At 72.2% G+C, this 22,827-nt stretch carries 16 protein-coding genes; 8 read left to right on the forward strand and 8 right to left on the reverse strand.

Annotated features, from left to right (window positions below; translation table 11 throughout):
• The first annotated feature begins 1,149 nt into the window (after positions 1–1,149).
• The 3 genes from FHU36_RS35555 to FHU36_RS35565 all read left to right on the forward strand — a co-directional run bounded on the left by FHU36_RS35555 (position 1,150) and on the right by FHU36_RS35565 (position 5,913).
• Entirely contained in the window at positions 1,150–3,840 is a 2,691-nt protein-coding gene (locus tag FHU36_RS35555) for a BTAD domain-containing putative transcriptional regulator (RefSeq protein WP_312892061.1), read from the forward strand.
• Between the two features lie 478 nt (positions 3,841–4,318).
• Positions 4,319–4,795, forward strand: coding sequence for a hypothetical protein (locus FHU36_RS35560; protein WP_185088439.1), 477 nt, complete (start codon positions 4,319–4,321; stop codon positions 4,793–4,795).
• Complete coding sequence (locus tag FHU36_RS35565; protein ID WP_185088440.1) at positions 4,792–5,913, forward strand: hypothetical protein; 1,122 nt, start codon at positions 4,792–4,794, stop codon at positions 5,911–5,913. Before FHU36_RS35560 ends, FHU36_RS35565 begins: the two co-directional genes overlap by 4 nt.
• A 475-nt stretch (positions 5,914–6,388) precedes the next feature.
• Here the strand turns inward: FHU36_RS35565 and FHU36_RS35570 are convergent, their stop codons facing one another.
• Together FHU36_RS35570 and FHU36_RS35575 are read right to left on the reverse strand one after the other, a co-directional pair.
• Positions 6,389–7,486, reverse strand: a complete 1,098-nt coding sequence (locus tag FHU36_RS35570) for a hypothetical protein (protein ID WP_185088441.1) — start codon at positions 7,484–7,486, stop codon at positions 6,389–6,391.
• A 450-nt stretch (positions 7,487–7,936) separates the two neighbouring features.
• A complete protein-coding gene (locus FHU36_RS35575; RefSeq protein WP_185088442.1) occupies positions 7,937–8,371 on the reverse strand; it encodes a MarR family winged helix-turn-helix transcriptional regulator in 435 nt (144 codons plus the stop codon).
• Between the two features lie 89 nt (positions 8,372–8,460).
• On the opposite strand from FHU36_RS35575, the gene FHU36_RS35580 reads away from it, so the two are divergent.
• Positions 8,461–9,618 carry an MFS transporter gene (locus FHU36_RS35580; RefSeq protein WP_185088443.1) on the forward strand — a complete coding sequence of 386 codons (1,158 nt, stop codon included), beginning with the start codon at positions 8,461–8,463 and terminating at the stop codon, positions 9,616–9,618.
• 284 nt (positions 9,619–9,902) lie between these two features.
• Here FHU36_RS35580 and FHU36_RS35585 read toward each other — a convergent pair whose 3' ends face one another.
• The 3 genes from FHU36_RS35585 to FHU36_RS35595 all read right to left on the reverse strand — a co-directional run bounded on the left by FHU36_RS35585 (position 9,903) and on the right by FHU36_RS35595 (position 13,823).
• Positions 9,903–10,412 (reverse strand): methylated-DNA--[protein]-cysteine S-methyltransferase, encoded by a 510-nt coding sequence (locus FHU36_RS35585; protein WP_185088444.1) that lies wholly within the window; start codon positions 10,410–10,412, stop codon positions 9,903–9,905.
• Positions 10,409–12,139 (reverse strand): AlkA N-terminal domain-containing protein, encoded by a 1,731-nt coding sequence (locus FHU36_RS45175; RefSeq protein ID WP_185088445.1) that lies wholly within the window; start codon positions 12,137–12,139, stop codon positions 10,409–10,411. Before FHU36_RS45175 ends, FHU36_RS35585 begins: the two co-directional genes overlap by 4 nt.
• Positions 12,140–12,251: 112 nt before the next feature.
• On the reverse strand, positions 12,252–13,823 hold the full coding sequence (locus FHU36_RS35595) for an MFS transporter (RefSeq protein WP_185088446.1): 1,572 nt from the start codon (positions 13,821–13,823) through the stop codon (positions 12,252–12,254).
• Positions 13,824–13,884: 61 nt separating this feature from the next.
• Between FHU36_RS35595 and FHU36_RS35600 the strand changes: the two genes are divergently transcribed.
• Positions 13,885–14,892, forward strand: coding sequence for an ArsR/SmtB family transcription factor (locus FHU36_RS35600; protein WP_185088447.1), 1,008 nt, complete (start codon positions 13,885–13,887; stop codon positions 14,890–14,892).
• On the opposite strand, the gene FHU36_RS35605 is transcribed toward FHU36_RS35600, so the two are convergent.
• The 3 genes from FHU36_RS35605 to FHU36_RS35615 all read right to left on the reverse strand — a co-directional run bounded on the left by FHU36_RS35605 (position 14,850) and on the right by FHU36_RS35615 (position 17,681).
• On the reverse strand, positions 14,850–15,791 hold the full coding sequence (locus tag FHU36_RS35605; protein ID WP_185088448.1) for an NYN domain-containing protein: 942 nt from the start codon (positions 15,789–15,791) through the stop codon (positions 14,850–14,852). The two genes, FHU36_RS35600 and FHU36_RS35605, sit on opposite strands and share 43 nt — an antisense overlap.
• 106 nt (positions 15,792–15,897) lie before the next feature.
• Positions 15,898–16,098, reverse strand: a complete 201-nt coding sequence (locus FHU36_RS35610) for an acyl-CoA carboxylase epsilon subunit (RefSeq protein WP_185088449.1) — start codon at positions 16,096–16,098, stop codon at positions 15,898–15,900.
• The gene (locus FHU36_RS35615) at positions 16,095–17,681 is read right to left on the reverse strand and encodes an acyl-CoA carboxylase subunit beta (RefSeq protein WP_185088450.1); all 1,587 of its coding nucleotides are present in this window, start codon (positions 17,679–17,681) and stop codon (positions 16,095–16,097) included. The genes FHU36_RS35610 and FHU36_RS35615 overlap by 4 nt, the downstream gene beginning before the upstream one ends.
• Positions 17,682–17,717: 36 nt before the next feature.
• On the opposite strand from FHU36_RS35615, the gene FHU36_RS35620 reads away from it, so the two are divergent.
• From FHU36_RS35620 to FHU36_RS35630, 3 genes are all read left to right on the forward strand, one after another.
• On the forward strand, positions 17,718–18,503 hold the full coding sequence (locus FHU36_RS35620; RefSeq protein WP_185088451.1) for an ABC transporter ATP-binding protein: 786 nt from the start codon (positions 17,718–17,720) through the stop codon (positions 18,501–18,503).
• Entirely contained in the window at positions 18,500–20,092 is a 1,593-nt protein-coding gene (locus tag FHU36_RS35625; protein WP_185088452.1) for a hypothetical protein, read from the forward strand. The genes FHU36_RS35620 and FHU36_RS35625 overlap by 4 nt, the downstream gene beginning before the upstream one ends.
• 68 nt (positions 20,093–20,160) lie before the next feature.
• Positions 20,161–22,782, forward strand: a complete 2,622-nt coding sequence (locus FHU36_RS35630; RefSeq protein WP_246503050.1) for a phosphoenolpyruvate carboxylase — start codon at positions 20,161–20,163, stop codon at positions 22,780–22,782.
• Positions 22,783–22,827 lie beyond the last annotated feature (45 nt).

Genomic DNA, 22,827 nt, shown 5'->3' on the forward strand with positions numbered 1-22,827 from the left:
CTCACCGGTCCGAACTCTCCGGGTGAGGATGAACAGCCCGCCACTGTTCCGGGTGACGCAGCGGGCGATGTCAGGCGCAGCCCAGCAACCTGGGGCCCAGCAGCCTCAGACCCGGCAGATTCGGTGGGTCCTGTGGGTTCGGCGGATGCGACAGGCTCAGCAGGTTCGGGCCCAGCAGGCTCCGGGGCACCGGGCTCCGCCTCGGGGAGCGCGGGCTCAGCACATTCGGGCTCGGCGGGGGCTGGTTCTGGCTCAGCGAGTATGGGCTCAGCGGCTTCTGGTGAACGGGCGGCTCCCTATGCCGGGCGTGGGGCGCGAACTTCGGGTAGGACCTCCCGCTTCGCGAGGGAGGCGGCCTACTTTCTGGAGGGCCCGGCGACCGGCGCCGGGCGAGGGTCGGTGAATCCAAGCGGGGAGTCGCGTGATCCCGAATCGGACTCGGACACTACTGCGGGGTGGGCCGAGTCGGCTGCACGTTCCGCTGGAGATCCCGAAGATCGGGCGCGTTCTGTCGGGCCTGGAAGGCAGGCGGATCGGGCGGGGCAGGCGGCTGGGAGTGAGGGCGGGGAATCGGGAGATTCGGCGCGGTATGCGGGGCTGGGGCCGGGAGATCGGAGCCGAAGCGAAGGTTCTGGCAATGGGCCGCGCTACGCGGAGAGGCCTGGTCGTGAGGTGGGACATGCGCCTGGGTCGGATGGTGCTGCTGGTGGCGCGGGGTATGCGTCTGGGCCAGGGGGTGCTGCTGGTGGCGCGGGATATGCGCGTGAGGCGGTCGGCGGGGCCGGATACGAGCGTGGCTCAGGTCGTGGGGGTGACCGGGCGAGATACGCGGACAGGTCCGGCAGCGCCGGTGGCGGGGCAGGGTATCCGGGTGCCGGGGGTAGTGATCGCGGGGCGGGGTATCCGGGCACCGGCGGAGGACCCGGGGTGCGGTCTGTCGGGGAGGCGGGAGGCGGTGGACGTGGGGGGAGGTACGTGGACGGGCCGCGGCCGGTCGATCAGCGGGCGGGTGGCCATCGGGCGGATGGTCAACGGCCGGTCGATCAGCGGGCGAGTGGTCAGCGGCCTGGGTATGCGGCGCGGCCTGGGAGTGCGGGGCAGGGCCACGTGGGTGCTGGTGGGCGAGGGCGGGGGGCGGTGCCGGCGCCTGTGCGGATTCCGGCGAGGCGGACCGTCGGGGACGTTTTCGCGGGGCTCGGCGCCCTTGTCGTGCTGGTCGCGCTCGTCGGGGGCGTGCCGTACGCCCTGTTGAGTTTCGTCGGCCCGCCGATCGCGGCGGAACTGCTCGATGTGGATCTGCTGTTCAACCAGGTCGGGCCGTCCACGATCGTCGCCGTGCTGGTGCTGCTCGTGTGGCTGGCCTGGCTGCAACTGTTCGCCTGCGTGGTGGTCGAGGTGTACGCCGGGGTGCGGCGGGTCGGGATGCCGGCGAGGGTGCCGCTCTCCAGTGGGACGCAGGCCCTGGCCAACCGCCTGGTGTCGGCCGTGCTCCTGCTGTTCACGGCCGGAGCGGTGGCGGTTCCCATCGCCAGGCTGGGCACTCCGGCGCCCGCCGCCCCGCCCATGACCGCCGTCGCGTACAGTGCGCCGGTCGTCGAGCAGGTGCTGGAGACGCAGCGGACGAAGAAGGTGTACGTGGTGCAGCCGCCCCACGGCCGCCACCACGAGAGCCTGTGGGAGATCGCCGAGAAATGCCTGGGCGACGGACGGCGATACCCGGAGATCTTCCGGCTTAACCAGCACAAAGAGCAACCCGACGGCGCCCGGCTGCGCATGGCCGATCTGATCAGGCCTGGCTGGGTCCTCGACATGCCTGACGACGCGCGCAACGTCCACGCCGTACCCGTTACGCAGGCCCGCGCTCAGACGTTGCGCGAGCACCCCGGCAAGGCGGCCACCACGGGACGGGTCGCCGACAAGGCGGAGCAGACTGTCAAGGAGGAACTCGGCAAGCGGCAGCGCGGGCAGGAGGGTGAGAGCAGGCGAGGCGCAGGAGACACGAAGGCCGAGCCTGGAACGGGCCGGGCAACCGATGAAAGCCGGGCGGCGGATCAGGGCGGCTTGGACCTGGTCGACTACCTGGCGGGGGCGTCGCTCGCCGCGGCGGGTCTGCTGGCCGCTCTCGGCAGGCGGCGGCGTGAGCAGTTGTGGCGGCGGGCGTTCGGTCGGCGGGTGGTGCGCCCGCGTGACGACGCCGCCTCGGCCGAGGTCGCGCTCAGGCTGGGCGCGGACGCCCCCGGCACGCGGATCCTCGACGTCGGCCTGCGGTTGCTGGGCACCGAACTGGCCGCGCAGGGCCGGACGCCGCCGATCGTGTACGCGGCACATCTGTCGGCCCGCAACCTCGACCTGTGGATCCACCCGCCCGACGGCGACGCCCCCGCCCCCTGGACGGTCCAGGACGGCGGACAGGTGTGGCGGCTGCACGCGCACGAGGGCCGCCTGCTGACGGAGAGTCCGCAGGGCGGAGCGCCGTACCCGGGACTGGTGTCGCTCGGCACCGACGCGGGCGGACGGGTGCTCGTCGACCTGGAGGCGGCGCAGGGCCTGATCAACATCCGGGGGCGGCAGACCACCGCGGCTCTTGCCGCGCTGGCCGTCGAGCTGGCCACCAACCGCTGGTCGGACCGCATGCGGATCACGCTCGTCGGCTTCGGCGAGGAGCTGACCGCGATCGCCCCCGACCGGGTCCGGGCCGTGGGCGGCCTGGCCGAGGTGCTGCCCGAGTTGGAGGCGACCGCCGCGCCGCGCCAGCAGGTGCTCACCGGCCGCGTCACCGGGAGTCCGCGCGTCGCCCACTATCTGCTGTCTTCCGTGACGCCCACCCATGACGAGGCGCGCCGGCTGGCTCTGCTTGCCCGCCGGGACACGGCGGGGTACGTCGTGGCCGGTGACGTGCCGCACGCCACCTGGACCCTGGAGATCACCGACGACGGCAAGGCGAAGATCGCCGAGCTCGGGTTCGAGGTGACCGCCCAGTTGCTGCCGCGCCGCCACTACCAGGCGCTGGTCGACCTGTTCCGTACGGCCGGACGGCACGACGGCGAGCCGATGTCGCAGGTGCGGCCGCTGGAGGACCTGCATCCGCCCGAGGTGGAGATCCGGCTGCTCGGCCCCGTCGAGATCTCCGGGCTCGACCCGCTCGAGGAGGGCCGGATGGGTCTGGCGGCCGAGATGCTGGTCTACCTGGCCACCCACCCCGGCGGCGTGCATCCGGCCGTGCTGGGCGGCGTGCTGTGGCCGCGTGGCGTTCAGGCCATGGTCAGAGACGCCACGATCGCCCGGGTGGCCGACTGGGTCGGCCCCGAACACCTCCTCGTCGACGACGCCGGCCGGTTGAGCCTGGGTCCGCGGGTGCGTACCGACTGGACGCTGTTCCGGGAGCTGGTACGCCGTGCCGAGCGTGATCCGACCGCGCGGATCCTGCTGCTGGAGAAGGCGCTCGGTCTGGTGCGGGGTCCGCTGCTGAGTGGGCGCCCGCATGGCCGGTACGCGTGGCTGGCTGCGGACGATCTTGAGTATGACGTGTCGGCGGGAGTGGCCGACGCCGCCCGCCGGCTGTGTGAGATGCGGCTGGAACAGGGGGCGCCAGAAGCGGCGGTCTCGGCTGTACGCGCTGCGCTCCTGCTGGCGGCCGACGACGAGGCGTTGTGGCGCGATCTGCTGCGGGCGACGCATGCCACCGGCGATCCGGCACGGCTGCACGCCGTGGTGGACGCGTTGACGGGGCCGCCGCGCTTCGGCGCATACGGCGGCGGCCTGGCTCCGGAGACCGAGGCGCTCATCGACGAGCTGCTACCGACCTGGCGCATCCACGTGGTGAGGGAGTCGACGGCATGAAGGCGAGGGCGGTGAAGGGGGGCGTGCCTGGGCTGTTCGTGGCGCTGCGGGAGAGTTCGCGGGAGTCCGGGGCGCGGCCGGTGGAGGTGCTGGCGTGAAGCCGTGGGCGGTGAAGGCGCTGACGGCGCAGGCTCCGGCAACGGCGTGCTCGGCGAAAGCACGCGCTGTGAAGTCGCGGACTGTGAAGGCGTCGGCGGTGATGGCGTGGGCGGTGAAGCTGCGGGCGGTGATGGCGCGGGTGGTGAGGTCGTGGTCTGAGCGGTGGCGGGTCGGGGGTGGGTGGGGGATCGGCGTGGTGGTGGTTCTGGTGGCCGGGTGTGGGCCGGCCGAGCGGCCTTACGTGCCCAAGGACGCTCCGGCGTCCGTGGCCGGCACGGCTCCGTCTTCTGGGGCGACCCCCGAGTCCAGTGGGCGGAGCGCGGAGCCCGGGGCGGTTCCGTCCGCGGGGGGCAGCGCGGCTCCGTCTGCCGCTGCCAGCTTGACGGCTCCCTCGCCGGGCGCCGAGACGGTGACGCTGGGAGAGAAGGTGCGGGTGCGCATCGAGTGGCCGACCGGCGCCGACCCGCGGCTACGGTTGGTCGCCGACTACTACCTGAACTCGCGCCGGGCCGTCGTCACCGGTGATGACCGCTATCTCGACAACCTGGAGTTCGAGGCCGCGAGCCAGGCGCACGAGTGGGTGAGCGAGTTCGCCGATCAGGAGCGGTCACTGCGGGGGGTGGCCAGGCTCTACAACCTGCGCGTCCAGGCCGTCGTAGGCAGGGCCGTGCAGGTCAACACGTGCGTGGACGAGTCGAGGTTACGGCTGATCTCCACGCGTACCGGCAAGGCGGTATCGCCGCAGCCCGAATGGACGCGTGAGCCGTACATGCAGGCTGTGGCCGCGCGGCGGGGTGATGACGGGGTGTGGCGCATCAGAATGTTCGTTCACGGCACGGAAGGGTGTGGCCGATGAATCTCGTCGTCCCGGTGCTCACCGCGGGCATGCTGCTGATCGGCGTGGGTGCGCATGTTGAAGCAGGCCGCCAGGCCGGCGTGGGTGCGCACGACCAGGGAGGTGGTCTGGTCGGTGCCGGCGCGCAGGCCGGGGGAGCGGGCCAGGTCGGTGCGGGTGCGTACGTTGAGCGGAGTGGCCGGGACGGCGTGGTCGTCCAGGGGCTTCGGGGCGTTCGGAGCGCCGGTGCCTGGGTGGATCCCGCCGATCCCGGTGGACGGACGGGGGCCAGGGGAGAGCAGAACGGCCGTCGGACGTCCCTGACGCTCACCCACTCGAAGATCGTCGTCACGGGTAACGGTGTCAAGGGCGGCCGGAGCGACGGCTACCGGCTGACCAGTCCCTGCTGGTACGAGCCGGGCCCGACCCCCGAGGAGATGCTCAAGGCGCAGGAGAACTCAGCCGACCACTTCGCCCGCATCAAGGCGGACGAGGCGAGTTTCCTGCGCTACCTCCAGCAGTTCAAGGACAAGATCGGCAAACCGGGCCGCTGGTGGACCCCTGCCTACAACGCCGCCGACCCCAGGGGCACGGCGTGCTGGACGGACATGGAGCTGTTCGTGTTCGTGCCGCCCAACACCACGCCCCCGCAGGGGATCACGCTGCGCGAACTGGCTGACATCGCCCGGGCCGCGCTGACCGTGCCGGAGCCGACCGTCAAGCTGAACCCCGACGCCAAGAGTTACGTCAACCTGCCGACCTGGGTGTGGCTGGACGGCCTCGGTGAGACGACCCGTTCGGCTACGGCGTCGATTCCCGGTGTCATGAGCGCCACCGTGGTCGCGACGCTGAAGAGCATCAAGATCGATCCCGGGGTCGGCACGGATCGGGCTGAGGTGAGCGAGGACTGCGGGCCGTCCGGCAGGCCGTACGTGAAGGGCGGTACGTTCCGGTGCGGGGTGCGCTATCTGCGAGCGTCCCTCGACCAGCCGCGCGAGGTCTACCAGCTCACCGTGACGACCGTCTGGCCGGTCGAGGTGGCCGACAACGTGGTGCCCGTCCAGTACGCGCCCGTCGAGGTCGGGGTGACGCGGGACGTGCCGGTCGGGGAGGTGCAGAGCACGGTGACGAACTCCTAGACGGTCCGGCTCTCGGATCCGCACGGGATCCGGCGTCGTCTGGAGTTCGCGGGCGGTCAAGCGGTCGTGGACAGTCGCAGGTTCCTGCAGGGCCGGTTCATCCTGGCCGATCACGGGCGCCGGAGTGGTTGGGTGAACCTGCCGCGTTTGGGGCGTCGGAGTGGTCGGGTGACCTGCCGCGTTTGGGGCGTCGGAGTGGTCGGGTGACCTGCCGCGTTTGGGGCGTCGGAGTGGTCGGGTGACCTGCCGCGTAAGGGGCATCGGAGTGGCCGGGTGTCGGGGCCGGCCGAGGGGTGTCTGAGCCGTCGGGCGGCCTGGGCAGCCCAAGGATTCCGCGATGGTTCGGGGTTGCGAGACCATCCGACGGATGCCGGGTTTGTGAGGGTTGGCGGGGGCTGCTGCCGCACTCAGTTCGCAGGGCGGACGCCCACGCCCGAACGCGGCCTGCCGGTTCTCACCGGCGGGGCGCGCCGCGTCAGCCCTCGTCAGACGGCCGCCACAGGTGCAGGCACGTTCGATCCTCGGAAACCGTGTACCAGGTGCCGTCCCCCGCCGAGCGGGGAGGCCCGGAGACGGGGAAAGGGTAGGAGATCTCTCCACGCAGGGTCATCCCGTGCACGTCGACGAGCCAGTGGTGGGCCGTGCCGTTCGGGGCCTCGGACGCGGAGGTGCCGGCGACCACGGTGTCCTCGTTCACGAAGGCCGCCTCGTAGTCCCAGCACACCCTGTTCCGGCCGGTGTTCCCCGGGTACGCCGTCACAGTGCCCCGGGCGTCCAGTTCCCGCAGGGCCGAGCCGTCGCCCACCCGGTGCAGCGACAGGGACTCCTGCCCGAGGGGAACGGTCAGGAGGTGTCGGCCGGACGGGCTCACCGCCAGCAGGATCCGCTCGACGTCGAACTGCTCGGCGGTCAGTCGCTGCCCGTCCCAGCGCCCCCACAGCACGGGCGAGCCCTCCTCGCCCTCGCCGACGCTCAGCCCCATCTGCGCGGGGTCCGGGTGCGGGGTGTGCTCGGAACCGGAGGCCACGGTCATGGTGTCCGCGCGTCCCAGGACCCTGCCGTCGGCGGCGTCCAGGACGAGCCACAGTTCCTGGTCGGGTTCCGCCTCAACGTCGTCACCCAGCGGGCCGCGGACGTGCGCCCAGACGAGCTTGCCGTCGGCGGAGACGGCGGCCGATCCGCCGTCCGCGTAGCAGTGGTCCGCGTCGTCGGCGTATTCGGCGAACGACGTGTGTCGATGGGAGGATTCGCCCTCCCAGCAGCCATGCCGCACCTCCCACCGCGTCGCTCCGGTCGCCTCCCTGGAGCGCACCGCGTGCACGCCGGCGAACACCGCCGCCTCACCCTCCGGCGACACCGTCACCGATCCGAAGCGGCGCTGCCAGGGGGCCGGGAAGCGCACCTCCGCGAGGCGCCCGCCTGCGGCGGCCGCGTCCAGATCGAGGGCGACCAGTTCGGTGTCACCGCGCTGTACGAGCAGACTGCGTCCTGGCCAGTGCAGCACCTGGGGAGCGTCTGCGGACGCCGGGTCCACCGGTGCGGCGACGGTGGCGACAGGATGAGCGATGGTCACGGAATCCTCCGGCGCGTGGATGCGGGACAGGCAACCTGGACGCGCCCACCATACGGAGGGACACCGGCGGCACCGGGGCGGACTCTGCACCGGGGCGCGAGACGCGATGGGAGATCGACGGGCCCTCGGGCGGGGGGGAAATCGAGGCGCCGGCTGACAGGGCGTGCCTGCTCATGAACGTGACAGGGCGTGCCTGCTCATGAACGTGACAGGGCGTGCCTGCTCATGAACGACTGACAGGGCATGTCTCCTCATGAACGGCTGACAGGGCGTGCTTCCTCGTGCAGGACGCCGCTGTCGAGAGCTGCGTCAGCAATACCAAGGAATGGCGGCGCGGTCACCCGCTACGGCAAGCCCCCCGACGGCCACCTCGCCGGACTACACCTCCGCGGCACCGGCCGGTGACTCCGCAGCCGCCAACCCGCGTCATGGGCCCGACTCGGAACGGGCCTAGGGAGCGATGACGGCGGCCAGGGGGGCGAGTTCCGGCAGCTCGGCCGCCTCCGCCAGCACCTCCTTGAGCACCGCGTCGTGGGTGGGGCCTGCCTGGGCCAGGAGGGCGCGGCCCTCCGGCGTGACCTCGGAGTAGATGCCGCGCCGGTCGTCCTCGCACAGGTAGCGCCGGAGCAGGTCGCGGTTCTCCAGCCGGGTGACGAGCCTGGTCGTGGCGCTCTGGCTGAGCACGACGGCGCGTGAGAGCTGCTGCATGCGCATGTGCCAGCCGTCCTGCCGGCCGAGCACGTCGAGCACGGTGTATTCGCTCACACTCAGCCCGTGCTCCTTCTGCAGGGCCTTCTCCAGCCTGTCCTCGATCCTGGCGTGCAGCGCGGCGAGGGTGCGCCAGCCCTGGGCGCGCGCCTCGACGGCGTCATCGGGTAGCGGCATGTGACATCCCTCCGGCTTGCTTGTATGGTCGGGTAGTCGGCGCGTGCAACTAATGCCTACGCTTACTAACGTCGTCTGAGGAGAATTCTATGCCTCTCGCCCTGTTCGCTCTCGCGATCAGCGCCTTCGGCATCGGGACCACCGAGTTCATCATCAACGGGCTGCTGCCCGACCTGGCCGCTGACTTCGACGTGACGATCCCCGTCGCGGGGCTGCTCGTGTCCGGGTACGCCCTCGGGGTCGCCGTCGGCGGACCGCCGCTGACCATGCTCGGCAGCCGCCTGTCCCGCAAGAACATGCTGCTGGCCCTGATGGTCCTGTTCATCGCCGGCAACCTGCTGTCCGCGCTCGCGCCCTCGTACGGCGTGCTCATGGTCGGCCGGTTCCTGGCCGCGTTCGCGCACGGCGCGTACTTCGGCGTCGGGTCCGTGGTCGCCGCCGACCTGGTGGCGCCGCAGAAGCGGGCCAGCGCCATCGCGCTCATGTTCACCGGCCTCACCCTGGCCAACGTGCTCGGCGTGCCTGTCGGCACGTGGATCGGGCAGGCGTTCGGCTGGCGGGCCACGTTCTGGGTCGTGGTCGTGATCGGGGTGGCCGGTCTGATCGGGGTGCTGGCCCTGGTGCCGAGGCAACCGCGGCCGACAGGCGGTGTGCTGCGCGAGCTGGCCACCTTCCGCAAGGGGAGCGTGTGGCTGGCGCTGCTGATGACGGTGTTCGGGTTCGCGCCGGTGTTCGCGGTGATCACGTTCATCGCGCCGATGATGACCGAGGTGGGCGGGTTCTCGTCCGCCACGGTGCCGGTGGTGATGGCGCTGTTCGGCGTCGGGCTCGTGGTGGGCAACCTGGTGGGCGGCAGGTTCGCCGACCGGGCCGTGATGCCCGCCATCTACGGCTCCGTCGGGCTGCTCACTGTGCTGGCCGTGGTTCTCGCGGTGGTGGCGGGCAACCAGGTCGCGTTCGTCGTGGTCATCACGCTGTTCGGGGTGGCCGGGTTCGCCACGGTGCCGCCGCTGCAGACGCGCGTGCTGGACGCGGCGTCGGGTGCGCCCATGCTGGCCTCGGCCGCCAACATCGGGGCGTTCAACGTGGGCAACGCCATCGGGTCCTTCGCCGCCGGGCTGACCATCGACGCCGGGCTCGGGTACGTCGCTCCCGCCTGGACGGCAGCGCTGCTGGGCGTCGTGGGGATCGCGATGGCCGGGCTGGCCGCGCTGCAGGCGCGCCGCACCCTGGTGCCCGCCGGGTGAGATCCGCGGGCCGGGTCGGGCCGTACGGTCCTCGGGCCCTGCTCGCCGAATTGCGGGCGGGGTGGAGCGTACGGTCCCAGGCCCTGTCGGCTGACCCGCACGAGAGAGAGGACGCGCGCCCTGACGGGAGTCGGGGCGCGCGTCCATGGGTGCCGGGTGCCGGGTGCGGGCTCGTCGGGGCGCGTTCTCGGCTGGGGTGGGTTGGCGTGCCCCCTCCCGTTCGGTGGAAGCGAGGCGGGCGGGTGGGTGGGCATCAGCTCAGGGTGAGGCGGGGTGGGTGGGTGTCAGCTCAGGGCGAGGCGGCCCGACTCGTGGGCCAGCAGCCACTCCTTGACCGGGACGCCGTAGTAGTAGCCGCCGTAGCCACCCGTGCTGGGCAGGACGCGGTGGCAGGGGACGAAGGGGGCGATCAGGTTCTGGGCGCAGGCGGAGCCGGCCACCCGGGCGGCCGTCCGGGGGAGTCCGGCGCGCTCGGCCAGTTGCGCGTACGACACCGTCGTGCCGGGTCGCACCTCGCGCAGGGCCTTGTGGAGGCGCTTGCGGGTGGCGCTGCCCGGCTGGTCGACGGGGATCTCGTCCAGGGCGTCGAGGTCGCCGCGCAGGTAGTCGTGGACGGCCTGCGCGGCGGGGCCGAGGTCGTCCACGATGGTCAGCCCCTCGGCCTGCAGCTCCGGGGACAGCCGGGCGTACATCTCCTTCGGCTCGGCGGTGAAACCGCCGGCGACGAGCACGCCGTCGCGAAGGAGGATGGAGAGCGGGCCGATCGGGGTCGGCAGGACCTGTGCGTCGATCATGATGAGCTCCAGAGGTGCAGGGCGGCGTAGGCCCGCCAGGGCCGCCACCGTTCGATGTGGTCGTCGGGAATGCCGAGGGCGGCCATGCGCTTGGTGAGCACCAGGTCGCCGGTGGGCCAGGCGTCGGGGTCGCGCAGCGCCCGCAGCGCGATGTAGCTGGCGGTCCACGGTCCGATGCCCGGAACGTCCACCAGCTCGGCGACGGCCTCGGCGGGGTCCTGGCCGCCGTCGAGGTCGAGCTGTCCTGCGGTGGTACGGGCTGCCAGCTCCTTGAGGGTGGCGACCCGCCGGTTCGTCAGGCCCAGCCCCTCCAGGTCGGCCTGCAGCAGCTCGGCCGGGCCCGGGAACAGGTGGGTGAGCGCCGGCCCGGGTGCCATGGAAGGGGGCGGGACCAGGAGGCGGCCGGCTCGGGCCACGATCCGGCCCAGCAGGGTACGTGCCCCGGCGACCGAGATCTGCTGGCCCACCACGGCTCGTACGGCCAGCTCGAAACCGTCGAACGTCCCCGGCACCCGCAACCCAGGACGTGCCTCCACCAGCGGGGCCAGTGACGTCTGCCCCAGTGCCTCGGCGATCGCGATGGGGTCGGCGTCGAGGTCGAGCAGGCGGCGGCACCGGGCGACGACGCGGGCCAGCTGCCGGGTGTCGTCCACGGCCACGTCCAGGGCGATGTGGCCGCCCTGGGGGGTGAGCGTGACGGTGCCGCCGGGGACCGCCCTGCTGTAGGAGAAGCGGTCGGCGGCCTCCAGGCCCGGGATCGCGCGGGAGGCGAGGAAGGCGAGGACGGCCTCGGCGTCGTACGGGTCGCGCCGGTGCAGGCGGAGTCGGAGCGAGGAGACCGGCAGCGCGGTAGGGCTGGCGCCTTCCGGATGCCCGTTCTGTGGGGACGGTGTGGTGCGGCCGTGGGCCGCGGCGCCGGCTCGCGTGACGAGATCGCCGTCGAGAGTGGCGGTCCGCGCGGGGTCGCCGCCGTCGAGCGGCCTGGCGGTCTGTGTGGTGCGGCTGTCGGTCGGGGTGGAGGTCTGTGTGGTGCGGCTGTCGGTCGGGGTGGAGGTCTGTGTGGTGCGGCCGGCGGCAGGGGTGCCGGGCGGGGCGGCTCGCGGGGTGGTCTCCAGGAGGGCGGATCGGGGGGAAGCGGGGCGTCTGGTGGCGGGGCCGCCCGCGGTGGCCCGCAGTTCGCTCGGCGTGAACCCGTACGTCTCCCGCATCGTCGCGTTGAACTGCCGCACGCTCCCGAACCCCGACGCGAACGCCACGTCCGTGACCGGCAGCGCCGTCTCCGTCAGCAACTGCTTGGCCAGCAGCAGCCGCTTCGTCCTGGCCACAGCCAGCGGGCCGACGCCCAGTTCGGCCACGAACAGCCGGTGCAAGTGGCGTTCGGTGATGTGCAGCCGGCTCGCCAGCCCGGACACCCCGTGGTCGTCGGCCGCGCCGTCGTCGATGAGTCGCAGCGCCCGGCCGATGAGGTCACCGCGCACGTCCCAGCCCGGGTCGCCGGGAGACAGCTCGGGCCGGCACCGCTTGCACGGCCGGAACCCCGCCGCTTCCGCCGAGGCGGCGTGGCGGTAGAAGCGCACGTTGCGAGAGGCGGGGGTGCGGGCCGGGCAGATCGGCCGGCAGTAGATGCGCGTCGTCGTCACCGCTGTGTAGAACCGCCCGTCGAACCGGGCGTCCCGGGCGGCGACCGCCCGGTAACAGGAGTCGAAGTCGAGCTCGAGTGGTGACATGCCACCGAGGTTATGCGCTGTCCGGCCGGTCCGACTGGCGGAAATCGGACGTGACCGTGAAATCGCAGGTCAGCAGGTCGAGCGCGGCGACCAGCGGGAATCGGACCAGGATTCAGGGCTCCCGGCGCAGTGGTGAGAGCAGCACCGGCAGCCAGCTCGACGCCATGATCACCGCGCCTGCCCACAGGGACGCCCGCACGCCCCACACCTCGCCCAGCAGCCCGGCGAGCAGCCCGCCGAGGCCGACGGCGCCGGTGAGGAGGAGGCGCATGGTGGCGTTCGTCCGGCCCAGCATCCGGTCCGGTGTGATCCGTTGCCGCACGCTGACCAGCAGCACGTTGTTGACGCCGGTTCGGAACGTCAGCACGAACCACGCCGCCGCCGCTGCCCACAGCCACCAGCCGCGGTCCAGGAACGGGATCACCAGGGAGGGCGGGGCGGTGACCAGGCTCACCAGGAGCGTCGCCCGTCCGGTTCCGAGCCGGCGTCCGATCAGGTGGGCGGTGGCCGCCCCGGCCAGGGTGCCGAGCCCGCCGACCGCGAGGTAGCCCCCCAGCACCCACTCCGGCAGGTCGAGTTCGTCGACGATCAGCACGGGCAGCAGCACCGAACACAGGGGGAAGGCGAGGTTCGCCATCGCGCCCATGACGGTCATCCCGACGAGGACCTGATTGCCGAGCAGGAAGCGCACGCCCTCGGCGATCTGCCGCCCGGTCCCGCCTCGGGTGGCCTCGTCGGGCTCGCCTCCGTCCCGGGCGTCGCCGCTTCGGAGGGGACCGACGGGCGCGTCCGCGTCGCCGATGGGAGAGGCGGCGCCGGGGGTGACGGGTGGGCCGGCAGGTGGGGTGAGCGAGGGGGTGACGGGTGGGCCGGCGGGCGGGGTGAGCGAGGGGGTGACGGGTGGGCCGGCGGGCGGGGTGAGCGAGGGGGTGACGGGTGGGCCGGCGGGCGGGGTGCGGGATGGGCCGGCCGGGGTGGTGACGGGCGAAGTGGCGCGCGGAGTGAGGGGCAGGGCGGCAGGAAGGGTGGCGCGCGGAGTGAGGGGGCGGGTCGCAGGAAGGTCGGCGGGCGAGGCGAGGGAGGGGGCGGCGGGTGGGGAAGGGTCGGGGACGCGGCGGAGCCAGGTGGCCGACCACAGATAGCTGAGCGCGTCCAGCAGCAGGGCCAGCGGCGCCCCCGCCACCTGCACGAGCACCCCCGCCACGCTCCGGCCCGCCACGTCCATCCCCGCCCAGGTGCTCACCAGGAGGGAGTTCGCCGAGGTCAGCCGTTCGCGGCCGACCAGCCCGGGCAGGAGGCTCACCGCCGCCAGGTCGAACACCAGCGTCCCGGACCCGACCAGCACGGCCACCGCGTACAGCTGGCCCATGCCGAGCCACCCCCACCACCAGGCCACGGGCACGGACAGCAGCACCAGCGCCCGTAGCACGTCGGCGGCGATCATGAGGGGGCGTCGCCGGAGCCGATCGACCCAGACCCCGGCGGGCAGCCCGAGCACCAGGACCGTCAGCGTGCCGAGCGCGCTGAGCAGGGCGACCTCGCCCGGCCCCGCCGCCAGGACCGTGACCGCGAGGAGGGGCATCGCGACGTAGCCGATCTGGCTGCCGAACTGGCTGACGGCCCCGGCGACGTACAGGTTGCGGAAGCTTCGCTGCCGAAACAGGGGCGGTGCAGAAGAGGTCATACGGCCGACGATGCTGAAATATCGTCAAAAGTCGCTATCGATTGCGTGAGACGCTAATCCAATGCCTCTGGAGCTGTCGTTCACGGCCCAGGACCTGGCCAACATCCGCTTCGCCGTCTCACCTCTCGGCGAGGTCATCGCCAGTGTCCGCGTCGTCAAGAACCCCGCTGCCCATCCCGCCCTGCGCCCTTGGGCCCAGCAGGTGCGGCGCCGCCTGGCGGACGTCGACTGGCGGCTGCTGTCCGACCTCGTGCCCGTGCCGACCATCTCGATCGCCGGGTTCACCTGCACGCCGCCGTCCACCTCCATGCCCGACCTGGAGCTGGAGCTCGCCACGATGCGCGCCGCCGCCGGCCGTGTCCGCACCGACCTGGACAGCGTGGGAGGTCCCCGGACGAAACGGGTCATGGCCCTGTACGAGGACCCGGAGAGGGGGCTGGACCGCCTGGCGGGGGAGGTCGGCGCCTACTGGGAGGCCGCCATGGCCCCGTACTGGCCGCGGATCAGGTCGCTGCTCGAAGGCGAGATCCTGCGCCGGGCCAGGTTGCTGGCGGAGGGCGGCGCCGGACGCATGCTGGCCGATCTCGACGAGTCCGTCACCTGGCGGGACGGCCGCCTGCGCCTGGAACACCGGTACGTGTCCGGGACGCGCTCGCTGCGCGGGCTGGGACTGCTGCTGGTGCCGTGCGTGTTCGCCTGGCCCCGGGTCTTCTCCGTCACGACGCCGCCGTACCAGCCGACGGTCCGCTACCCGCCGCGCGGTGTCGCCACGCTGTGGGAACGGCGCGCGGTGGACGCGCCGGAGGCGCTGGCGGCGGTGCTCGGCCGCACGCGGGCGCGGCTGCTGGCCGAGCTGGACCAGCCCGCCTCGACCCGCGACCTGGCCCAGCGCGCCGGGCTGTCGGAGCCGGGCGTCAACCGGCACCTCACCGCGCTGCGCGCCGCCGGGCTGTGCACCTCACACCGCACCGGCCGGTGGGTCCTGTACGCGCGCACCGCGGTGGCCGAGGCGATGCTGCGGGGAGGTCACTTCGAGGAGACCCCGACCCCCAGGTCGAACTCCCGGTAGACCCGCGCCCAGAAGCCGTCGCGCAGCCACACGCGAGCCTCCGGGAACGGTCGCAGCGAGTGTCCCAGCTCCTTCTCGGCCTCGATCAGCAGCTCGGTGTCGATGACGGTCGGCAGGATCGGCCCCGGCAGCAGGTCGCGGATGTTGTCGCGGCCGCGGGTGAGTATCCACTTCTGCGCCACGTGCTCGCCGACGTCCTCCACGCGGGGGCGGCTCGGCCCCAGCTTGGCCACCTGGCCCGGCTTGACGTGCGGCTTCGTGGGCGCGCGCCCGGCGAACACCTGGGCGGGCGACGGCGCGGCGGCGGGCGGCGGCACCGTGACGGGCTGCGGAGCACGACTGAAAAAGGGCCTCAGGAAATCAGCGGAGATCACTTCGACGGTGTCGGACTCCCACACGAGCCGTTCGGCCTGGTTGGTGCCGTACGGCGGCTCGACGCCCCACAGGTGGATGCGCACCCCGTACGCCTGGGCGGCCTCCACCGCGGGCACCATGTCCTCATCGCCCGCCAGCAGGATCGTGTCGGTCACAGCGTGGTGCCTGGCCAACGCCTCCAGGTCGCTCCTGATCTGCGCGTCCACGCCTTTCTGCTGGCCGCGTGCGTTGAGGTTGCCAAGCCGTACCTTGACCCAGGGGAGCTGGGCGATCACGCGCTGGTCGACGGTGGGCACGCGGTCACGGGCGGCGTCATACCAATAGATCCGCAGGAGTTCGCCGGAAATGCGTTCTGTGGCATGTTTCTGCAGGCTCTGGATCAGCTCATCGGCGGCCACCCGGTATTCCTTGCGTTCCTTGGCCCCCAGCAGGACTTCGCCTGCGGCGGCATACAGATAACCGACATCCACGAGGACGGCGTACTTCGCTGCCACAGGATGCGGCATGAGGTCAGGGATGCCCATGATGTCCTCCAGGCCGCGGCGTTAGTTGATCGGCCGACTATATACTCCTACTTTTCTAGATAGTCCCAACTCCTCGGGAACTTGACACCCGTTTCCTCGGATCCATCTAGGGGAGGGCGCTCGTCCGCCAAGCCGACTTCCCCGGGGAGAGGGGCTTACGCATCTGCCGGGCGGGGTTTCGCCACGTTCGCGCCGGGGGCGCGGCGGGCGCCTCCGGGGCGGTGCGCCGCGCGGCGAGCACCGCCACCAGTGCGGCGATCTCCTCGGAAGTCGCGTCGCCGCGAACGATGCGCAGATGTCCACTCATAGCGGGATGTTCCCATGCTTCTTCGGCGGCAGGGAGGCTCGCTTGTTCCGCAGCGCGCGCAGCGCCCTGACGACCTGAGGCCGGGTCTCCGACGGCTTGATGACCGCGTCCACGTAGCCGCGCTCGGCGGCGATGTACGGGTTGGCCAGTGTGTCCTCGTACTCGGTGACGAGCCTGGCCCGCTCGGCATCGGGCTGCTCGGCCGCGGCCAGCTCGCGCCGGTAGAGGATGTTGACGGCGCCCTGGGCGCCCATCACCGCGATCTGCGCGGTCGGCCAGGCCAGGTTGACGTCGGCGCCGAGGTGCTTGGAGCCCATGACGTCGTACGCCCCGCCGTACGCCTTGCGGGTGATGACCGTGATCAGCGGGACGGTCGCCTCGGCGTAGGCGTAGAGCAGCTTGGCGCCGCGCCGGATGATTCCGTTCCATTCCTGGTCCGTTCCGGGCAGGAATCCCGGCACATCAACAAATGTCAGAATCGGGATATTGAATGCGTCGCAGGTGCGAATGAATCGCGCGGCCTTCTCGGATGCGTCGATATCCAGGCATCCGGCGAAATGCATGGGCTGGTTGGCCACCACGCCCACCGGCTGCCCGTCCAGCCGGCCGTACCCGACCACGATGTTCGGCGCGAACAGCGCCTGCACCTCCAGGAACTCCCCGTCGTCCAGCACGTGCTCGATGACCAGGTGCATGTCGTAGGGCTGGTTGGCCGAGTCGGGGATCATCAGGTCGAGGTCGGGGTCGGGCTCCAGGCCGGCGGTGGCCTCGAAGACCGGCGCCTCGTCCAGGTTGTTGGAGGGCAGATAGGACAGCAGCGCCTTGACGTATTCCAGCGCGTCGCTCTCGTCGGCGGCCTGGTAATGGGCCACGCCCGACTTGGTGTTGTGCGTGTGCGCGCCGCCGAGCTCCTCGAAGGTGACCTCCTCACCCGTCACCGTCCTGATCACGTCGGGACCGGTGATGAACATCTGCGAGGTCTGGTCCACCATGACGATGAAATCGGTCAGCGCCGGAGAATAGACGTGCCCGCCGGCCGCCGCGCCCATGATGAGCGAGATCTGCGGGACCACGCCCGAGGCGTGCACGTTGCGCTTGAAGATCTCCGCGTACAGCCCGAGCGCGACCACGCCCTCCTGGATGCGCGCGCCGCCGCCCTCGTTGATGCCGATGATCGGGCAGCCCGTCTTCAGCGCCATGTCCAGCACCTTGACGATCTTCTCGCCGTACACCTCGCCGAGCGAGCCGCCGAACACCGTCACGTCCTGGGAGAACACGCACACCTGGCGACCGTCCACGGTGCCGTGGCCGGTGACCACCCCGTCGCCGTAGGGGCGCTTCCTGTCGAGCCCGAACATCGTCGAGCGGTGCCTGGCCAGCTCGTCGAACTCCACGAACGAGCCCTCGTCCAGCAGTGCCAGGATCCGCTCCCGGGCCGTCATCTTGCCCTTGGCGTGCTGCTTGTCGACCGCCGCCGCCGATCCGGCGTGCACGGCCTCGTCCAACCGGCGCTCCAGGTCGGCGATCTTCCCGGCGGTCGTGTGGATGTCAGGCTCGACGGGCGTGTGCTCGGCAGCTGTCATGCGCGCAAGGGTAATCCCTCCTCCTACAGTGGTTCCATGACGGACGCGGTTCGCACACACGGGCTCTTCAAGCGTTTCGGGCCGCAGGTCGCCGTCGCCGGCGTCGAGCTGGTCGTCCCGGCGGGCAGCTTCGCGGGCCTGGTCGGCCCCAACGGCGCCGGCAAGACCACCACGCTCAGCATGATCACCGGGCTGCTGCGGCCCGACGGCGGCCGGGCCGAGGTCGACGGGCTCGACGTCTGGCGCGACCAGGTGCGGGTCAAGGCCCGTGTCGGGGTGCTGCCCGAAGGGCTGCGGCTGTTCGAACGGCTGTCCGGCCGCGAGCTGCTGCTCTACAGCGGCCGGTTAAGGGGCATCGCCAGGGACGACGTCGAGCGGCGCGCCGACGAGCTGCTGAGCGTCATGGACCTGGCCGGCGCCGCCGACAAGCTCGTGATCGACTACTCGACCGGCATGCGCAAGAAGATCGGCCTGGCCGCGGCGCTGCTGCACAACCCGTCGGTGCTCTTCCTCGACGAGCCGTTCGAGGGCGTCGACCCGGTCAGCGCCAGCACGCTCACCGAGGTGCTGCGGCGCTTCACCGCCTCGGGCTCGACCGTCATCTTCTCCAGCCACGTCATGGACCTCGTCGAGCGGTTGTGCGACTGGGTGTCGGTCATGAGCGGCGGGCACATCGTGGCGCAGGGCCCGCTCGCGGAGGTGCGCGGCGGACGCAGCCTCAACGAGGCTTTCCTCACCCTGGTCGGCGGACCGCGCGACACCGGCGAGGCCGGACTCACCTGGCTCGGCGCCCACCCCGCCGGTCCGGAGGGGCCGCGATGAACGCACCGCCGCAGTGGAGCGTGCCGGGCACGGTCGAGCTGTTCGCCCGGCTCAAGCTCCGGTTGCTCGCCGGTAACCTGCGCGGCGACCTCGAACGCAGGCTCGGCTTCATCTTCACGCTCGTCATCGCCGCCGTCCTGGCTGCGGCGGGCTTCGCGCTCATGGCGCTGGTCCGGCTGGCCCCGCGTGACGTCGCCGCCGACCTGGTCATCGTGGCCTTCACGGTCTTCCTCGTGAGCTGGATGGTCGTGCCGCTGCTGGCGTTCGGCCTGGACGACACGCTCGACCCGGCGCGGCTGGCGCTGTTCCCGCTGCGTACGGGGCAGCTCGCGGTCGGCATGTTCACCGCCTCGGCCACCGGGGTGTGGCCGCTGGCCACGCTGGTCGTCACGGCCGGCGCGCTGGCCGGGCTGGTGACGGGCGTGGGCGGCCTCCTGGTGGGGCTGGTGGCGGTGCTGCTGCAGTTCGCGCTCTGCCTGGTGCTGTCGAGGCTCGTCACCACGTCCCTGTCGGGCGCGCTGCGGACCCGGCGCGGCCGTGACGTGCTCGCCGTTGCGGCGATCTTCGTCGTGCTGCTCGCCCAGCTCCCCAACCTGCTCGTCAACGCCGAGCTCGGCGATCCCGCGGCGCTGCTGCACGGCGTGGCCGGGATGCTCAGGTGGACGCCGCCGGGTATGGCGGCCCACGCCATCGCCGACGGCGGACTGGCCGGCCTGGCGGAGCTGACCGTCGTGGCGCTCGTCGTCCTCGTGGCCGCCTGGCTGTGGATCAAGGTGCTGAACCGGGCCCTGGTCACTCCCGACGCCTCGACGCAGGCGGGGTCCGTGCGCGAGGGGAGCGGCCTGCTCGACCGGCTGCTGCCCGACGGGCCGCTGGCCGCCGTCGTCACCAAGGAGCTGAAGTACCTGCGCAGGGAGCCGCGGCTGCGGGTGCTCTGGTTCACCGCCATCGTCGTCACCGTGGTGCTCGCCTTCAGCATGGGCGGCAACGCGCAGGGGCCGCCCGGGCCGTGGCTGCCTGCCGTGCTGACGTGCGTCGGCGCCGTGATGATCGCCCTGATGTCGGGCAACGCCTTCGGCATCGACGGCCCGTCGTACTGGATGAACGCCGTGGCCTGCGGCTCGGAGGAGCACTTCCGCACCGACCTGGCGGGGCGGCACCTCGCCAACGCGCTGGTGGCGACGCCCGTGCTGGTGGTGATCGCCGTGGCCGCCGCGCTGTTCGCCGGCCATCCCGCGATGATCGTGCCCGCGCTGCTGACCGGGTGGGGCGTGCTCGGCGTGGGCCTCGGCGTCGGCTCGGTGACCAGCGTCATCCTCCCCTACACGGTGCCGGAGCGGATGAACGCCTTCACCGGCGCCGCCCCCGGCCAGGGCGGCCAGGCGTTCGCCTCGTCCATGGGCGCGCTGCTGGGCGTCGTGGCCGGGTCGTTGCCGTTCGTGCTGCCGGTGGCGTTCGGGCTGACCTGGTTCAGCGTCGTGGCGCCGTTCTACGGGCTGCTGGCCGCCGCGCTCGGCCGCAGGCTCGGCGCGAAGATCGGCTTCGCCCGGTTGTCGGATCTCGTGGCGGCGGTGTCCAAGCCCTCGTGACCAGTGGTCTAGTCCATTAGGTGAGACCCGGCTACGGCCGTCCACGACGACTGGATACCCTTCGAGACATGATTGACCAGGGGATCGAGCGTCGTAGCGCCGCCGTCACCGAGATGCCCGAGGAGCTCCGCCACGATGTGCGGCTGCTGGGCAAACTGCTCGGGCAGGTGATCGCCGAACAGGGCGGTGAGGACCTGCTGGCCGATGTCGAACGGCTGCGCAAGGCCGTCATCGCCGCCCGCCGGGGCGAGGTCTCGGCCGACGAGGTCACCGCCATGGTCGCCGAGTGGGAGGTCGACCGGGCGGTGCAGATCGCGCGTGCCTTCACCTGCTACTTCCACCTGGCCAACCTGGCCGAGGAGCACTACCGCATCCGCACGCTGCGCGAGCGCGACACCGAGGGCGGTGTGCAGCGCGAGTCGCTGGCGCACGCCGTGCACGAGCTGGGCGCCGAGCGCGTCGCCGAGCTGGTCGAGCGCCTGGAGCTGCACCCGGTGCTCACCGCGCACCCGACGGAGGCGCGCAGGCGCGCGGTCGTCACCGCGATCCAGCGGATCAGCGGACAGCTCACCGAGTACAACGCGCCGGGCCGCGGCGCCTCCGAGCGGGCCGAGAGCAGACGGCGGCTGCTGGAGGAGATCGACCTGCTGTGGCGCACCGCCCACCTGCGCCCGAGCAAGCTCGACCCGCTCGACGAGGTGCGCACGGCCATGGCCGCCTTCGACGAGACCCTCTTCAGGGTCGTGCCCCAGGTCTACCGGTCGCTGGACGTGGCCCTGGCCGAGGGCAGCGGCACCCGCCCGCCGCTGGCCAGGCCGTTCATCCGCTACGGAAGCTGGATCGGCGGCGACCGCGACGGCAACCCCAACGTCACCGCCAAGGTCACCCGCGAGGCCGTCCAGATCCAGGCCGAGCACGTGCTGAGCGCGCTGGAGACCGCAACCACGCGCATCGGGCGCACGCTCACCGCCACCGCGCAGTTCGCGCCGGCCTCGCCCGAGCTGAAGGCCGCGATCGCCGCCACCGAGGACGCCCACCCGGAGCTGGTCTCCGAGCTGGCCACCCGCTCGCCGCGCGAGCCGCACCGGCAGTGGCTGCTGTTCGTGGCCGCCCGCATCGCGGCCACCCGCCGCCGCGACCTCGACCTCGCCTACCTCTCGCCCGACGACCTGCTCGCCGACCTGCGCCTGGCCCAGAACTCCCTGGCCGGCAGCGCCGGTCGGCAGGCGTACGGGGAGTTGCAGCACCTCGTCTGGCAGGTCGAGACGTTCGGATTCCACCTGGCCGAGCTGGAGGTGCGCCAGCACTCCCAGGTGCACGCGGCGGCGCTGGAGGAGGTGCGGGCCGGCGGCGAGCTGTCGGAGCGCACCGAGGAGGTGCTGGCCACGATCAGGGTGATCGGCTGGATCCAGGAGAGGTTCGGGGTGCGGGCCTGCTCCCGCTACGTCGTCTCCTTCACCCGTGACTCCTCCGACGTGGCCGCCGTCTACGAGCTGGCCCGGCACGCGCTGGGCACGCGGGCGCCGGTGCTCGACGTGGTGCCGCTGTTCGAGTCGGGCCAGGACCTCGCCAACTCGCCGCGGGTGCTGTCGGGCATGCTGGAGATCCCGCAGGTCCAGGAGCGGCTCGCCACCACCGGCCGGCGCATGGAGATCATGCTCGGCTACTCCGACTCGGCCAAGGAGCTCGGCCCGGCCGCCGCCACGCTGCGCCTGTACGAGGCGCAGGAGCAGCTCACGGCCTGGGCCGCCGAGCACGACGTGCGGCTGCGCATGTTCCACGGCCGCGGCGGCGCGCTCGGCCGCGGCGGCGGCCCGGCCAACCGGGCCGTGCTCGCGCAGGCGCCCGGCTCGGTCGCGGGCAGCTTCAAGGTCACCGAACAGGGCGAGGTCATCTTCGCCCGCTACGGGCACACGGCGATCGCCCGGCGGCACATGGAGCAGGTGGCCAACGCCGTCCTGCTCGCCTCCTCGCCGACGGTCGGGGCGCGCACGGCCGCCGCCGCGGACCGGTTCCGCGCTCTCGCCGAGCAGGTGGCGACCGCGTCGGAGCAGGCCTACCGGTCGCTGACCGAGGCCGCCGGCTTCCCCGAGTGGTTCGCCCTGGTCAGCCCGCTGGAGGAGCTGGGCTCGCTGCGCCTGGGCTCCCGTCCGGCGCGGCGCGGGCTCGGCGCGCCCCGCTCGCTCGACGACCTGCGGGCCATCCCGTGGGTGTTCGCCTGGGCACAGACCCGGGTCAACCTGCCCGGCTGGTACGGCCTGGGCACCGGCCTGGCGTCGGTCGCCTCGCTGGACGAGCTGCGTGCGGCCTACCGGGAATGGCCGCTGTTCAACGCCCTGCTCGACAACGCCGAGATGTCACTGGCCAAGACCGACAGGTCCATCGCCGAGCACTATCTGGAGCTGGGCGGCCGGGCCGACTTCACCGAGCAGGTGCTGGCGGAGTACGACCGCACCCGCTCCCTGGTGCTCCAGGTGACCGGCCACACCCGGCTGCTGGAGAACCGCAAGGTCCTCTCGCGGGCCGTGCAGCTCCGCGACCCGTACGTGGACGCCCTGTCGCACCTGCAGTTGCGCGCCCTGCGCGCGTTGCGCACGGGCACCTTCACCGACCACGAACGCGACCGCCTGTCCACGCTGCTCCTGCTGTCGGTGAACGGCGTGGCGGCGGGCCTGCAGAACACGGGCTGACAGCCGGAGGCCGCGGCCCTCCCCGGTGGGGGCCGCGGCGGTCCG

It is taken from the genome of Nonomuraea muscovyensis (assembly GCF_014207745.1).
Taxonomy (GTDB): Bacteria; Actinomycetota; Actinomycetes; order Streptosporangiales; family Streptosporangiaceae; genus Nonomuraea; species Nonomuraea muscovyensis.